This window comes from Enterococcus sp. BSD2780061688st2 D3 (genome assembly GCF_005844145.1).
Lineage (GTDB): Bacteria > Bacillota > Bacilli > Lactobacillales > Enterococcaceae > Enterococcus_B > Enterococcus_B durans.
Genome location: NZ_SPHN01000014.1, coordinates 1 through 15,718, shown reverse-complemented (window position 1 = coordinate 15,718; position 15,718 = coordinate 1). Strand labels below are relative to the sequence as shown.

General features: G+C 38.7%; 10 protein-coding genes and 2 pseudogenes. 10 read left to right on the top strand and 2 right to left on the bottom strand.

All coding sequences use genetic code 11. The features are described from left to right. Positions 1-176: 176 nt before the first annotated feature. Positions 177-362 carry a hypothetical protein gene (locus FGQ66_RS11135; protein WP_138302446.1) on the bottom strand — a complete coding sequence of 62 codons (186 nt, stop codon included), beginning with the start codon at positions 360-362 and terminating at the stop codon, positions 177-179. 532 nt (positions 363-894) lie between these two features. On the opposite strand from FGQ66_RS11135, the gene FGQ66_RS11130 reads away from it, so the two are divergent. The 7 genes and pseudogenes from FGQ66_RS11130 (at position 895) to FGQ66_RS11100 (ending at position 9,255) form a co-directional block, all read left to right on the top strand. Next, positions 895-2,085: a glycine C-acetyltransferase gene (locus FGQ66_RS11130; RefSeq protein WP_138302445.1), complete on the top strand. Its 1,191-nt coding sequence runs from the start codon at positions 895-897 to the stop codon at positions 2,083-2,085. Between the two features lie 106 nt (positions 2,086-2,191). Then, positions 2,192-3,145, top strand: a complete 954-nt coding sequence (locus FGQ66_RS11125) for an L-threonine 3-dehydrogenase (protein ID WP_113845531.1) — start codon at positions 2,192-2,194, stop codon at positions 3,143-3,145. A gap of 206 nt (positions 3,146-3,351) precedes the next feature. Further along, a complete protein-coding gene (locus FGQ66_RS11120; RefSeq protein WP_138302444.1) occupies positions 3,352-4,722 on the top strand; it encodes an APC family permease in 1,371 nt (456 codons plus the stop codon). Continuing rightward, a pseudogene (locus tag FGQ66_RS11115) lies at positions 4,719-5,120 on the top strand (serine dehydratase beta chain); the annotation flags it as partial. The gene FGQ66_RS11120 and the pseudogene FGQ66_RS11115, both read left to right, overlap by 4 nt. Positions 5,121-5,191: 71 nt before the next feature. Beyond that, a complete protein-coding gene (gene pepV, locus FGQ66_RS11110; RefSeq protein WP_113845534.1) occupies positions 5,192-6,607 on the top strand; it encodes a dipeptidase PepV in 1,416 nt (471 codons plus the stop codon). Between the two features lie 38 nt (positions 6,608-6,645). Next, positions 6,646-7,509: pseudogene (gene sdaAA / locus FGQ66_RS11105) on the top strand (L-serine ammonia-lyase, iron-sulfur-dependent, subunit alpha). 195 nt (positions 7,510-7,704) lie between these two features. Then, positions 7,705-9,255, top strand: a complete 1,551-nt coding sequence (locus FGQ66_RS11100; protein WP_081133518.1) for an AbgT family transporter — start codon at positions 7,705-7,707, stop codon at positions 9,253-9,255. A gap of 72 nt (positions 9,256-9,327) precedes the next feature. On the opposite strand, the gene FGQ66_RS11095 is transcribed toward FGQ66_RS11100, so the two are convergent. Next, positions 9,328-9,651: a hypothetical protein gene (locus FGQ66_RS11095; protein ID WP_081133519.1), complete on the bottom strand. Its 324-nt coding sequence runs from the start codon at positions 9,649-9,651 to the stop codon at positions 9,328-9,330. A 125-nt stretch (positions 9,652-9,776) separates the two neighbouring features. Here FGQ66_RS11095 and FGQ66_RS11090 point away from each other — a divergent pair, with 125 nt between their 5' ends. The 3 genes from FGQ66_RS11090 to alaS all read left to right on the top strand — a co-directional run bounded on the left by FGQ66_RS11090 (position 9,777) and on the right by alaS (position 15,605). Then, a complete protein-coding gene (locus FGQ66_RS11090; RefSeq protein WP_138302442.1) occupies positions 9,777-10,925 on the top strand; it encodes a VanZ family protein in 1,149 nt (382 codons plus the stop codon). Positions 10,926-11,022: 97 nt separating this feature from the next. Beyond that, the gene (locus tag FGQ66_RS11085; RefSeq protein ID WP_005879118.1) at positions 11,023-12,372 is read left to right on the top strand and encodes a DEAD/DEAH box helicase; all 1,350 of its coding nucleotides are present in this window, start codon (positions 11,023-11,025) and stop codon (positions 12,370-12,372) included. A gap of 590 nt (positions 12,373-12,962) precedes the next feature. Further along, positions 12,963-15,605 carry an alanine--tRNA ligase gene (gene alaS, locus FGQ66_RS11080; protein ID WP_081133648.1) on the top strand — a complete coding sequence of 881 codons (2,643 nt, stop codon included), beginning with the start codon at positions 12,963-12,965 and terminating at the stop codon, positions 15,603-15,605. The last annotated feature ends 113 nt before the right edge of the window (positions 15,606-15,718 follow it).

Below are 15,718 nucleotides of genomic sequence, written 5' to 3'. Positions count from 1 at the left end.
TATAGTCTAAAATCATAAATTCATTGGTTGGCTCACAAAATCTGTTCCCACCGATCTTGCTCCTTACAAGTGGCTATTTAAGCATAAAGTTTTTCACAAGAGGGTATTCTTATTTGATAAAACAATGCTTGCATTTCAATCGGAGAGCGGTATGAAAGATATTGAATGTTCAATTGTTATGAACCATGTTTTTTAAGTCCTTTTACATCACGGATGGTTGTATAAATATCATATAGCATAAATAGAGTTGCAAAAGCATAAGCAATCCCTATCATAAAAGTATTCGTTACATATCTTATTCCAAATAATACGAATAGATAGACCGATAACTTCACACCGATACCTAATTTCTCACGTTTCACCCTATGTCCTCCTATGTTCGCTAGTTTGTTAAATAAACAATAAACTAAAAATAATCGCTGAACAAGTCTTATTTGTAATCTGCTATTTTTTTTACGAGATATCCTGCAAAATTTTCTTACATAGAGCATGCCTCACACAAAAATTTTGCATTGCAGACGGAATATGAGAAAACACTAATAAAAACGATGATTAATTGTTTTTTTATCACGTCAAGAAGAAGTGATTTAGTATTTAAATTACAAAAAAATTCAGAAAATAGTTACTATTTTTCTCTCTATTGCCTTAACAGCATTTCTATACAATGTAGAAAAAAATAAACTAAAAATAACTTGGAATAAAAAAATTAAATAAGTTGGTTGGATAATAATCGTTTCATAATAAAACGTTATGTTTAAAAAAAGCGGTTAAATAACTCTCATTATTAATGTAAGCGTTACCAATAACAGGCATAATAACAGACGGGAGGATACTGTTTTATTCTGCATATAGTGAATCCCTAGGTTTTTGTTTCAAAAAAATGGAGGTGGCGAAATGTCTTCAGAAATACTGTCAGATTATTTGGATCGCGAGTTATCTTTATTAAAGGACCAAGGATTGTACAATACGATCGACATTCTAGAAGGAGCGAATGCAGCAATCATCAATGTTGAAGGACGGCGGTTGATCAACTTAGCATCTAACAATTATTTAGGATTTGCCAACCGTGCAGAACTAAAGGATGCATGTATCGAGGCTACTATAAAGTATGGCGTTGGTGCTGGAGCAGTTCGGACGATCAATGGCTCGTTAAAGATTCATCAAGAGTTAGAAAATAAAATTGCCGAGTTTAAAGGAACGGAAGCAGCGATTGCTTTTCAGTCTGGTTTCAATTGCAATATGGGTGCAATTTCAGCAATCATGACGAAGGATGATGCTATATTATCAGATGAATTGAATCATGCTTCGATCATCGATGGTTGTCGATTATCAGGGGCGAAGATCATTCGAGTGAAGCATCAGGACATGACCGACTTAGAAGAAAAAGCCAAGACAGCAGTGGAAAGTGGACGTTATAAAAAAATAATGTATATCACGGACGGCGTTTTTTCAATGGATGGGGACATCGCTAATTTGCCAGATATGATACCTATTGCGGAAAAATATGGCTTGATTACTTACGTAGATGATGCCCACGGATCTGGAGTAATGGGTAAAGGAGCTGGTACAGTGAAGCATTTCGGTTTGAATCATAAAATCGACATGCAGATGGGAACATTATCAAAAGCAATTGGTGTGGTTGGCGGTTATGTGGCAGGCTCGAAGTTACTGATTGATTGGTTAAAATCGCGCAGTCGCCCATTCTTATTTTCGACTTCTCTTACACCAGGAGCCGCTGGCGCAGCCTTAACTTCTATTCAACTGATGCAAGATCATCCCGAATTAGTTGATAAAGTATGGGAAAACGCAGAATATTTTAAAAATGAGTTGAAAAAAATCGGGTATGATATCGGCGTTTCACAGACACCGATTACCCCAGTTATTTTAGGTGATGAAACAATGACCCAACGTTTTTCAAGCAAATTGATTGAACAAGGGATCTATGTGAAGCCAATCGTTTTTCCAACTGTACCATTAGGAACTGGGCGGGTCCGCAATATGCCGACTGCGGAACATACAAAAGAGATGTTAGACCAAGCAATCGCTGTTTATTTGAATGTGGGAAAAGAGATGGGAATCATTTAAGAAAAAATTATTTCCCTCATTTGCCGTAGCTATTCAACGAGAGCCACTAATCAATTTGCTTTCGCTAAATAAGAATAGAAAAAATAATTTGCAAAGGAGCCTTACGATGAAAAGAGTGTTAGTTACTGGATGTTTAGGACAAATTGGATCAGAGTTGGTTACGCGTCTCAGACAAGATCTAGGAAAAGAAAACGTCATTGCCACAGATATTCGTTTACCTGAACAAAGTACGGATGATGAACTATTCGAAATTTTAGATGTCATGGATTATGAAAAGATGCGTAGCTTAGTAGAAACCTATCAAGTAGATACGTTGATCCATTTGGCAGCGTTATTGTCCGCTGTCGCTGAAGCAAAGCCGAAATTTGCTTGGGATCTTAATATGGTAGGTTTAGTCAATGCTTTAGAAGTAGCACGCGAATTTGATTTGAAGTTTTTCACGCCAAGTTCGATCGGCGCGTTCGGTCCGGATACTCCGAAAAAAAGTACACCACAAGATACACTCCAACGCCCTACTACGATGTATGGAGTAACAAAAGTCGCCGGTGAATTGCTTTGTGATTATTATCATACGAAATACGGGGTGGATACAAGAGGTGTTCGGTTCCCTGGTTTGATCTCGTACAAAACTCTACCAGGTGGAGGTACGACAGATTACGCGGTGGACATTTATTATTCAGCGATCAAAGAGGGGAAATACACTTGTTTCATTGGTCAAGGTACCTCAATGGATATGATGTATATGCCAGATGCGATCGAGGCGATCATCCAATTGATGAATGCTGATCCAAAGAAATTGATTCATCGCAATGCATTTAATATCTCAGCAATGGCGTTTGAACCAGAGGAAATCAAGGAAGCAATCCAAAAGTTCATCCCTGATTTTGAAATGACTTATGAGGTAGATCCTGTTAGACAAGCCATTGCTGAGTCTTGGCCAGACTCATTGAATATTAGTTGTGCACAAGAAGAATGGGGCTTCTGTCCGAAATATGATCTACACGCGATGACACAAGATATGTTGACGAAACTTCAAGAAAAATTAGCGACCACAGTCTAACCCCTTCAAAAAATATAAAAAGTGGCTGGGACAGAAGTGTTTAACTCCGAGAAATAAGAAGCAATTAACGGAAATTGCTTTTCAAATTTTTGTGAATTTCGGCTTATTTAAGAAGGAGTTGCTTCTGCTCCCACCGTTTATTCGTTTTAAAGAATGAGACAAAAGTATTTCTTACTTTTGTCCCACGCTCAGGGAGGAAAAGGGAGATGGAGAATAACGAAGTAGTACAATTAAATATCGAAGAAAACGAAGAAGGTTTAAAAAGAACCATGGGCTTTTTTACTGCTCTATCCACTGTGATGGGTACGGTGATCGGAGCTGGAGTTTTCTTTAAAGAGGCAAGTGTCGCCGAAGTGACGGGCTCTGTCAGCTTACATATGTTCTCATGGTTTTTAGGAGGAGTGATTTCAGTTTGTGCAGGATTGACTGGTGCAGAATTAGCAGCAGCGATACCTGAAACAGGCGGAATGATCAAATATATCGAACGGATCTATGGAAAAACTGCTGCATTTTTACTAGGTTGGGCGCAAGTAATCATTTATTTTCCCGCAAATGTCGCCGCACTATCCATTATTTTCGGTACGCAATTCGTCAATCTTTTTGGCTTGACAAATTCCTTGATCGTGCCAGTCGCTATCATTGCAGCTGTAACGATCATGTTGATCAATTTTCTAGGATCAAAAGTGGGCGGCGCCTTTCAGTCGATCACTTTAGTTTGCAAATTGATTCCCTTACTGTTGATCGTTTTATTTGGACTATCTCGCAGTGGTGGAGTGGAATTTCAGCTTTTCCCATTTGAAGCAGGGAAAGATCTTCCGTTGTTTTCGGCACTAGGAGCGGGACTTTTAGCGACGATGTTTGCTTATGATGGGTGGATTCATGTGGGGAATCTTGCAGGTGAATTGAAGAAGCCGGCCAAAGATCTTCCTAAAGCTATTTCTATAGGAATCATTGGTATCATGGTGGTTTATTTATTAGTCAATGCAGTCTTTTTAAAAACTGCTTCAATCGAAGGTATCAGTGGCAACAGCAATACAGCTAGTGAAGTAGCAACAATGATTTTTGGTGGTTTTGGCGGTAAGTTAGTCACGATCGGTATCTTGATCTCTGTTTATGGAACAATCAATGGCTATACGTTGACTGGTATGCGCCTTCCATACGTGATGGCGAAAGAAAAACGGTTACCATTTAGTCAGTATTTGGGCAAATTGACCAATCAGACGAAAATACCTTTAGTAGCAGGTATCTTAGAACTGAGCATTGCTGTAGGGATGATGATGGTTGGTGGGTTTGATATGCTGACAGATATGCTCGTCTTCGTTATCTGGATATTTTACACGATGGTCTTTATTGGCGTGATTATTTTAAGAAAAAAAGAACCAGACCTGAAAAGGCCCTATAAAGTACCAATCTATCCAGTGATCCCACTGGTCGCAATCGTGGGCGGGATCTTTATCGTTGCTAGTACCTTAGTAACCCAAACAGTGCTAGCAGCTAGCGGGATCGCAATAACATTAGCAGGCATTCCAATTTATATCTATTTGAAGAGAAAACATGGATCAGGAGAGAGAACATGACAGATAAGTATTCGAGTGTCTTCGATATTATCGGGCCGATCATGGTTGGTCCTAGTAGTTCCCATACAGCAGGTGCTGCAAGGATCGGAAAGTTTGCCAGAGAAATGTTCCAGGAAAAACCGACAGAGGTCGATATCTATTTATATGGTTCTTTTGGGAAAACCTATCGTGGACATGGGACAGACGTTGCCTTAGTGGGTGGACTCCTCGGAATGCTGCCTGATGATCCTAACTTAGGAGAGTCGTTTGCACTAGCTTATCACGAAGGAATCGAGGTATGCTTTATTCCTTCAAAAAAAGAAATGGATCATCCCAATACAGTGAAAATCATCTTAAAATCGATCAATAAAAGTGTAGCTGTCACTGGTATCTCAATTGGTGGTGGAAACATTGAGATCTGTAAAACAGAAGAATATAACGAAACAGGGACGATCCAACACATATAACTATGAATCATCAGGAGGTTACTATGAAAATCAATTGGCAAAATGAAGTAGAGTCAATAAAAGAAGAATTAATGAATGATCTAAAAGAACTTTTGGCTATCGATAGCGTACGAGACATTGAACATCGAACGGCAGAATATCCCTTAGGACCTGGACCAGCTTTAGCATTACAAAAAGTATTAGCGTTTGGTGAAAGAGATGGATTCAAAACGAAAAATATCGGTAATTTAGCTGGACATATCGATCATGGACCTGAAGAAGCAGAAATGTTCGGGATTCTTGGACATGTCGATGTAGTTCCTGCTGGTCAGGGGTGGGACACCGATCCTTTTGAGCCGGTCATCAAAGATGGAAAACTATTTGCCCGAGGGTCAAGTGACGATAAAGGACCTTCACTTGCTGCTTATTACGCTGTAAAATTGATCAAAAAATTGAATCTGCCGATCAATAAAAAAATCCGCTTTATTTTCGGAACAGATGAAGAAAGTGAATGGACAGGAATCCATCGCTATAAAGAAGTAGAAGAACTACCAAAAGTTGGCTTTTCACCAGATGCAAACTTTCCGATCATCAATGGAGAGAAGGGTATCATCTCCTGTGAATTATCGTTTGAAAGTCAAAAAAGTGAAGCGAGTAAGCTGAAATTGGCAAGTTTTACTTCAGGGTTACGTTCAAATATGGTCCCTAGTGAGGCTGTTGCGGTCGTAAATATAATAAAACTAGAGTTGATCGATATACTGGCACATGATTTTGATCGTTTTTTGGAAGAAAACCAGTTGAAAGGTACATTTGAATTGGCGGAGGATATCGCAACATTCAAAATTACTGGAAAAGCAGTCCATGCGCAAGACCCTAAACAGGGAATCAATGCTGCTACTTATTTAGGTGAATTTTTAAACCGTTATCAATTTGATGCGGATGGGTCAAATTACCTTTCTGTGATTGCCAACTATCTACATAAAGATTTCAATGGACGTTTGCTTAATATTTATTGGGAAGATGAAGTGATGGGTCAAGTGACTTCAAGTGCCAATGTATTCAGATATGATACTGATGAAAAGCAAATCATTATCAATATTCGTCATCCAAAAGGAACAACAAATGAAAAAATTTTACAAGAGATAAGTGAATTGTTACAACCATTCGCTGTTTCAGCAAAAATCATTGGGGATATCAAACTGCCCCATTATGTTTCTGCAGAAGATCCTTTTATTAAAACATTATTGGAAGTTTATGAAGAACATACAGGTGAAAAAGGAGACGAGTGCACGATTGGTGGGGGTACTTATGGCAGAGTTCTAGAAAAAGGTTGTGCTTTTGGCGCTCTTTTCCCTGGCCGTGAAAATGTAATGCATCAACCAAATGAATATATGTATGTCGAAGATATCTATCAAGCGACTGCTATCTATGCAGATGCTATTTACCGTTTAGTCCAATAGAAAGTGTGATATCGCTGACAGTGAGGGAGAATAAAAGAATGGTAACAATAGCTGAACTGATTTCTCTAGCAGCTGATAGTAGTCTGGCTGAAGTGATGATTGATTTAGAAATGAAAGTAAGCGGACGGACAAAAGAAGACATCTGGGGATAAATGGCGAGAAATTTAGTGGCAATGGAACAAGCAGTAGAAAAAGGTTTGACTGGTGTAGCCTCTATGACGGGATTTTCAGGTGGTGATGCACCGAAGCTCACTGATTATTTAGAAAAAATGTCGCCTTTTAGCGGGAAAAATACGCTGCAAGCAGCAAGGAACGCTATTGCAACGAATGAATTAAACGCATCGATGGGTGTGATCTGCGCAACTCCAACCGCTGGAAGTGCCGGAGTATGTGCTGGCGTCATTACAATGATGAAAGAAGTCCATGGGGTGAATGGAAATCAGCAAGTCAACTTTTTGTTTACTGCAGGAGCAGTAGGATTAGCAATTGCCAATCAGGCGTCCATTAGTGGTGCCCAAGGAGGCTGTCAGGCAGAAGTTGGTTCTGCTAGTGCAATGGCAAGTGCAGGCCTTGTTGAGCTTGCTGGGGGTACCCCTGAACAATGCGGTCATGCCGTAGCACTGACTTTGATGAACACGATGGGGTTAGTCTGTGATCCGGTCGCAGGACTAGTGGAGATTCCCTGTATCACACGAAATGCAATGGGGGCGTCACTTGCTTTGTTAACGGCAGATATGGCCTTAGCAGGTATCAAGAGTGCGATTCCCGCAGATGAGGTGATACAAGCGATGGATCAAGTGGGAAGAAAGATGCCAACCATGTTCAAAGAAACGGCAGAAGGTGGATTAGCGGATACGCCAACTGGTAGAAAAATTGCAGCACAATTATTTGGAAAACAATAAAAAGAATGGATAGATGAGCTGGTTGGTATAGCGGGTAGACGATCAAGTCCTTTTTATGATGGGCACTATTCATTTGATATGTTTCATTCAAATGAAGCTATTCCTATAGGGATTACTATCAAGTAAGTTTGTTCATCAGTTTAAGGAAGAGTCAACTTCTTTGCCAACCGGCTACTTTTAAAGGAGATAAAAATAATGAAAGAAGGCGTAAAAAAGAATCATTCAAAATTAGATAAAATTTTAGATGGTGTAGAGAAACTGGGGAATCGTGTACCACATCCCGCAATTATTTTCTTGATGCTCATCGTGTTTGTGGCTGTACTATCGCAAATTTTTCAAATGATGGGGCAGAATGCCACTTATGAAGTATTTAATTCAGATAGTGGACAGTTGGAATCAACGACAGTTCACGTAAAGAGTTTGTTTAGCGGAGAAGGTATTCGCTTTATCTTAACTTCAACGGTTTCAAATCTAATGAGTTTTCAAGCACTTGGTGTGACTTTAGTGGCAATGGTAGGCGTAGGTTTTGCAGAAGAAGTTGGCTTGATCGGTGCAATGATCCGCAAATTAGTGAAAGTTGTTCCTAAATCATCTTTGACTGCAGTCTTAGTTTTACTAGGAGTTATGTCAAGTATCGCTTCTGATGCGGGTTACTTAGTTTTGATCCCACTAGGCGCAGCAGTCTTTTATAAAGTGGGACGGCATCCTTTAGCTGGTCTATCGGCGGCGTTTGCTGGTGTTTCAGGCGGGTTCGGTGTCAATCTTGTCATTACACCGATAGACGGGATGCTTACTGAGATTTTGAATGATGCTGTACATATTATAAACCCGGGATACTCTGTTGATTTGATGGCTAATTTTTATTTTTCGATTGTTTCTAGTGTGTTGATCGTCATCGTTTGTACACTGATCAATGAAAAATTGATCGAACCACGTTTAGGAACATTCAAAGAAGAGGAAGCCATTGCAAATGACGAACTCGAGGATGAATCAAAAGGGTTGCGTTGGGCGTTGGTCGGCTTTTTAGTTGTATTGACATTTATTTTACTGATCACGATCCCAGAAGGAGCAGCGTTGCGCCATCCAGAAACTGGAGAATTGATTGGTTCTACGCCTTTCATGGATAGTTTGATTTCATTGATCCTGATCGTCTTTTTGGTTCCAGCTATTTGCTTTGGAAAAGCAATTGGCAAGATCAAATCAAGTTTAGACGTCGTTATGCCAATCATCAAAGTATTTAGTAACTTAGGTGGGATGATCTTCTTGCTATTGATCATCAGCCAATTTATTGCTTACTTCAATTTTACCAATCTAGGAACGGTTTGGGCAGTAAACTCGGCGACGATCATCGAAGGAATGAATTTAAGTAGTTTGTCATTGTTGCTCAGTTTCTTAGCGTTAGTATTATTGCTTGACTTTGTATTGGTAGGAGCTGTGCCTAAATTTGCAATCTTAACGCCTATTTTTGTTCCATTATTGTATCAATTGGGGATTGCGCCAGAAGCTGTTTTAGCCGCTTACCGTGTAGCAGACTCTCCAATCAATATTATTACACCATTAATGCCTTATTTTGCACTGATCGTGACATTTGCGGCAAAGTATCAGAAAAAAACGGGTGTGGGAACGATCATCTCGATGATGTTGCCTCACTCAGTCGGTTTGATTATTACATGGGTGATTTTGTTCATTCTTTTCTATGTATTCAATATTCCATTAGGACCTGGTATCGAGATGAATCTGCACTGATCACATTGCACTAATCAAAAATAGAACGACCTTGAGTATTAGGAAGCTGCCTAATCACACAAAGTCGTTTTTTTATGTTTTGTTTTTTAAGTAGTTGAAGCGGCGAAACGCCCGCAAAAGGTTGAGTATGATCAAAAAAATCGCAATGATAATTGGTACCCAAATCAGATAGATCGGATAACCTACTCTTTCAGAAAGAGCTTTTACTGAGAATTGATCCAATTCTTGTAAGGCCTGTTGCCACGTTTGAAGGTTGAAAACCAGCATAAATCCTGAGATGATCAGGAGGATAAAACCTAGATAGTGGATAGTCGTTTTTTTGCGTATGTACGCAAAAACAAAATAAAGGATCAATAAAAACATAGGAACCCCAAAAACAAAGTAGATATTCAACATTGTTCATTCCCCCTTCATGTTTATCATACTTCAATTGATTTAATTTTAAAAATAATACCTCCATTACTTGCATGTTTTGTAACGGTACTGATAAGATAAATATACATCTGGTGGGGGGGATTTTTATGTCAAGTTATATTGAACCGATACGATTTGCGCTGATTGTTTTTCCGTTTTTAGCATTAGCGATCTCATCGGTTTTCTTTATTTATGAATATCGAAAGTATGGAACATTTATTTTAACGAGAGCAATTGTTTTGTACTCATTTGTCTTTTATTTACTCTGTGCATATTTTTTGGTGATCTTGCCATTACCTACGAAAGAAGCTGTGGCACAGATGACAGGGCCAAAAATGGAATTGCACTTATTCGCTACTTGGGAACATTTTAGACAAAATACAGTCTTAGTTTTATCCGATCCAAGTACGTACTTGCCCGCGATGAGACAAAGTGTTTTCTTAGAGCCAGTGTTCAATTTATTACTGATTGTGCCTTTTGGTATCTATTTAAGGTACTATTTCCGTTTTTCTTTTATCAAAACTGTCATTGCAAGCTTTTGTCTCTCATTGTTTTTTGAGTTGACACAGTTGAGTGGTCTTTATTTTATCTACCCTAGACCATATCGTTTATTTGATGTAAATGATCTTCTCACAAATACCCTCGGTGGCGCATTGGGCTTCATCATCGAACCAGTTTTCACCTTTATGTTACCAACTAGAGCACGAATGGATGAAATCTCATATGAAAAGGGGAAGACGGTTTCGCTTACTAGACGGTTGGTCGCCTATTTGATTGATTGGGGTTTCTTGTCTGTTTTGACTTTTATCATTACGTTGTTATTGCAAGCGGCTTTTAAAATAGGAAGTATCACTTCAAGTGGTGGATGGATATTTATTGAAGTCATTTTATACTTTATGCTAGTACCTTATTTGACTAATGGGCGAACTCTAGGGAAGAAAATCGTTCGTATAAAGATCGTAGCAGATGATAACTCAAAACTTAGCTTCAAATCATTGTTTGTCCGCTATGCGTATCTCTACTTTATTTTCTATGGTTTAAGTTGGATCTCGCAGTTGTTACAAATTGTTTTTGATTATACAACGGGTGTGACTCAGATGACTTCAGTATTTATATATCTTGGGATTTTGTTTGCACAATTTATTTTCGTTTTGAACATCATTCTATCTTTTATCCGAAAAAAACGAGTCTTATTTTATGAGAAGGCAAGCCATACGCATACGATCAGTACGATTGAAGACAAGCATAAACAATAAGTTTCAGGGAGGCAGAGCTTGAAATAAGGAAGCAAAAAATGCCCGTATGTGTTATAATTCGAAAGTCGTGAAAAAATGAAAGAGAAGAGGTGCTAAAATGAGTAATTTTGAACAATTCCATTTTAAACCATATATCAATGAAGCATTGATGGAAAAAGGGTTCAAACAACCCACTGAAGTCCAAGAACGATTGATCCCATTGATCGCTAAAGGGAAGAATATCATTGGTCAATCACAAACTGGCTCAGGGAAGACACACACATTCCTATTGCCATTATTTGAAAAAATAAATGCTGAAAAAGAAGAAGTTCAAGTGGTGATCACTGCCCCTAGTCGGGAACTTGCAACGCAAATCTATGATGCTGCTAGTCAGATTGCGAAATTTTCAAGTCCAGAAGTCCGTGTATCAAATTTTGTCGGCGGAACAGACAAGCAACGTCAATTGAATCGTTTGCATCACCAACAACCCCATGTTGTAGTTGGTACACCAGGTAGAATTTTAGATATGATGAATGAGCAAGCGTTGAAGATCCACACAGCTTTTGCTTTTGTAGTGGATGAAGCGGATATGACATTAGATATGGGCTTTTTGAATGAAGTCGATCAAATTGCCAGTCGTTTACCTGAAAAACTGCAATTCTTAGTGTTCTCAGCAACGATTCCTGAAAAACTACGTCCATTTTTACGTAAATATATGGTCAATCCAATCATTGAAGAAATCAAACCGAAAGCAGTCATTTCTGAAGATATTGAAAATTGGTTGATTTCAACTAAAGGGAAAGATAAAAATCGAATGATCTATCAATTGCTAACGATCGGTCATCCTTATCTGGCAATCGTTTTTGCAAATACTAAGCAAAATGTGGATGAAATTGCGGACTACTTAAAAAATCAAGGTCTTAAAGTCGCAAAAATCCATGGGGGAATCACACCTCGAGAAAGAAAACGTGTGATGCGTCAGGTACAAAATTTAGAGTATCAATATGTTGTTGCTACGGATCTAGCTGCTCGTGGAATCGATATCGAAGGAGTGTCCCATGTCATCAATGCAGAAGTTCCTGATGATTTAGATTTCTTTATCCATCGCGTTGGTCGTACAGGACGTAATGGGCTGAAAGGAACAGCAATCACGTTATATTCTCCAAGTGATGAACAAGCAATCGATGGTATTGAAAAAATCGGCGTGACGTTTGAACCGATGGAGATCAAGAATGACGAAATCGTTAAAACGTATGATCGAAATCGTCGAACGAAACGTGAAAAATCAAAAGATACACTTGATCCAACATTGATTGGCCTTGTGAAAAAGAAAAAGAAAAAAATCAAACCAGGATATAAGAAAAAAATCGATTGGGCAATTGCGGAAAAGAACAAACAAGAACGCAAGATTGAACGAAGACAACAAACAAGAACTGCTAAGAAGAACAAGAAAAATTCACATAAATAAAACTTCAAAAGTGAGCTAGTCATCCTGGCTAGCTTTTTTCTTGTAAATCTAACTATCATCAAGCTAGGATAAATAGATTGAATCAATAATACTGAGCGTTAGTGTTGTGTTATCTAGATTTTAAATACCAATTTACGTTGATTTGACAGGGATTTTACTGTTGTTTTGGGTAAATCTAAGGCTGTTGCATTTCTTGATGAATAGTAAGCTTGCGTTCTCTTTTTGAAATGATTTCTTGTGATTATAATCTTTCAAGGCTATTTGAACAAAAAATGTTTATGGAACAAGGAAAGAAATCTTCGAGAGTTGTTGACAGAAGAAATGAGAATACGTATACTAATAAGGTACGAAAAGGACATGGTTTGTTTGTTCAAAGACTGACAGAAAATTCTTTCTAGGCTGGAAAAAGAATAGTCTACATCCAAATTGCTCCCTTTTTTCTCTTGATAGCAATATCAACGCTACTCAGCGTTATCGAGTTTAAGAGGTAATGATCGAACATCATTGCAATCAAGGTGGTACCGCGAGTTTTCGTCCTTGGCTGTGATGGTGTTTTTTTGTACTTTAAAATCAAGGAAGAAGGTTATGAAATGAAACAATTAAGTAGTGCGCAAGTTCGACAAATGTTTTTAGATTTCTTTCAATCAAAAGGGCATACAATCGAACCGAGTGCATCGTTAGTTCCAGTGAATGATCCAACTTTATTATGGATCAACTCTGGGGTTGCAACATTAAAAAAATATTTTGATGGTTCAGTCGTACCAGAAAATCCAAGAATCACAAATGCGCAAAAATCGATTCGTACGAACGATATTGAAAATGTTGGGAAGACAGCTCGCCACCACACGATGTTTGAGATGTTAGGGAACTTTTCAATCGGGGATTACTTTAAAAATGAAGCAATTCACTGGGCATGGGAATTTTTAACTGGTCCTGAATGGATGGCTTTCGATCCTGAGAAACTATATGTGACTGTTTATCCCAAAGATACAGAAGCAAAACGTATTTGGCATGAAGAAGTTGGGTTACCAATGGATCATATCATTGACGTGGAAGATAATTTCTGGGATATCGGTGCTGGTCCATGTGGTCCAGATACAGAAATCTTCTATGATCGTGGAGAAGCTTATAATGACTTAGCAGAAGATGATCCTGAAAATTATCCTGGTGGGGAAAATGAACGATACCTAGAAATCTGGAATCTTGTTTTTTCTGAATTCAACCACAAACCAGATAATACATTTGAACCATTGCCACATAAAAACATTGATACGGGGATGGGGCTTGAACGGATGGTTTCCATTGTTCAGGATGCTCCAACGAACTTCGAAACAGATTTATTCTTACCGATCATCCATGCGGTAGAAAAATTAAGTAAGCAAGTAAAATACGGTGAAAATCCTGTTACAGATATTTCTTATAAAGTTATTGCCGATCATATTCGTGCATTGTCTTTTGCTATTGGAGACGGGGCTTTACCATCTAACGAAGGACGTGGTTATGTACTACGTCGCTTACTACGTCGTGCTGTGATGCATGGTAAAAAATTAGGGATCGAAAAAGCATTTTTATATGACCTTGTGCCAGTTGTTGGAGAGATCATGGTTAGTTATTATCCTGAAGTCCTTCAACAAAAAGAATTCATTGAAAAAGTGGTTCGGACAGAGGAAGAACGATTTAATGAAACAATCAATGAAGGATTGGAAATCCTGAATCAAGTCATCGCGGATGTCAAAAAAGAAAACGGCACAACGCTTTCTGGAAAAGATATCTTCAAACTTTATGATACCTATGGATTCCCAGTTGAATTAACAGAAGAAGTGGCGGAAGATGAAGGGCTAAAAGTAGATCATGCCGGCTTCGAAAAAGAAATGGAAGCACAAAGAGAACGTGCCCGCTCTGCGCGTAGCACTGAAAAGTCTATGGGCGTACAATCTGCTTTATTGACGGATATCAAGGTTGAAAGTAAATTTGTCGGCTATGATCATATTGAATCAAATAGCGAACTTTTGGTGATCGTCAAAGGTGAAGAACTTGTAAGCGAACTTACAGAAGGTGAAGCACAACTTATTTTTGCTGAAACACCATTCTATGCGGAAATGGGTGGACAAGTAGCAGATACTGGTTGGATCATTGATGCCTCTGGTGATATTGTGGCAAATGTCGTTGACGTGCAAAAAGCGCCAAATGGTCAATTTATGCATACGGTTGAGGTTCTTTCAACGATCAAAGAAGGACAAGTCTACCATTTATTGATCGATGCACCTAGAAGAAATCGAATCATCAAAAATCATACAGCGACCCATTTATTGCATAAAGCATTAAAAGAAGTATTAGGAGAACATGCGAATCAAGCAGGTTCATTAGTTGCTCCAGGCCACTTACGTTTTGACTTTACTCACTTTGGTCAAATCACAACAGATGAATTGATCAAAATGGAAAAAATCGTCAATGAAAAAATCTGGGAAGCTATTCCAGTCGAAACGATCGAAACGGATATTGATACGGCTAAAAACATGGGAGCTATGGCGCTATTTGGTGAAAAATATGGTCGTGAAGTCCGTGTAGTCAATGTGGGTGATTGGTCGATCGAACTTTGTGGTGGAACGCATGTAGCAAATACTGAAAATATCGGGATATTCAAAATCGTTTCTGAGTCTGGTATTGGTGCAGGTGTTCGTCGTATTGAAGCAGTAACAAGTAAAGAAGCATATGAACTTCTTGAAGAAGAAGAACAACAGTTGAAAGATGTCGCTGCAATCGTAAAATCTCCTCAGTTGAAAGAAGTAGTGTCTAAAACAGAACAATTGCAACAACAACTGAAAGAACTGCAAAAAGAAAATGAACAATTGGCTAGCAAGTTGGCAAATCAACAAGCAGGCGATATATTCAAGAATAGCGAAACAATCAATGGAAAAACAATAATCACAGCTCAAGTCAAAGTGAAAGACATGAACCAATTGCGTCAATTAGCAGACCAATGGAAACAAAAAGCGATTTCCGACATCCTTGTTCTAGCAAACGAACAGGATGGAAAAGTCAGCTTATTGGCTGCGATGACAAAAGAAATGAATGAAGCTGGTTTGAAAGCTGGCGATTTGATCAAAGCAATCGCACCAAAAGTTGGCGGCGGTGGCGGTGGTCGACCTGACATGGCTCAAGCAGGCGGAAAAAATCCAGCGGGTATTCCAGATGCATTGTCAGAAGCGAAAGCATGGTTGGCGAATCAATAAGAACAGTTACCTAATTTGAATGTGCAATACTAAGAGAGTGGGACAAAAGTAAGAAACACTTTTGTCCCACTCTTTAAAAACGAATAAACGGTGGGAGCAGAAGCAACTCCTTC

Bases quoted from the DNA above. Each gene is read 5' to 3' on its own strand.
- FGQ66_RS11130 (WP_138302445.1), top strand. From the start codon at position 895: ATGTCTTCAGAAATACTGTCAGATTATTTGGATCGCGAGTTATCTTTA.
- FGQ66_RS11125 (WP_113845531.1), top strand. From the start codon at position 2,192: ATGAAAAGAGTGTTAGTTACTGGATGTTTAGGACAAATTGGATCAGAG.
- FGQ66_RS11120 (WP_138302444.1), top strand. From the start codon at position 3,352: ATGGAGAATAACGAAGTAGTACAATTAAATATCGAAGAAAACGAAGAA.
- pepV (WP_113845534.1), top strand. From the start codon at position 5,192: ATGAAAATCAATTGGCAAAATGAAGTAGAGTCAATAAAAGAAGAATTA.
- FGQ66_RS11100 (WP_081133518.1), top strand. From the start codon at position 7,705: ATGAAAGAAGGCGTAAAAAAGAATCATTCAAAATTAGATAAAATTTTA.
- FGQ66_RS11095 (WP_081133519.1), bottom strand. From the start codon at position 9,651: ATGTTGAATATCTACTTTGTTTTTGGGGTTCCTATGTTTTTATTGATC.
- FGQ66_RS11090 (WP_138302442.1), top strand. From the start codon at position 9,777: ATGTCAAGTTATATTGAACCGATACGATTTGCGCTGATTGTTTTTCCG.
- FGQ66_RS11085 (WP_005879118.1), top strand. From the start codon at position 11,023: ATGAGTAATTTTGAACAATTCCATTTTAAACCATATATCAATGAAGCA.
- alaS (WP_081133648.1), top strand. From the start codon at position 12,963: ATGAAACAATTAAGTAGTGCGCAAGTTCGACAAATGTTTTTAGATTTC.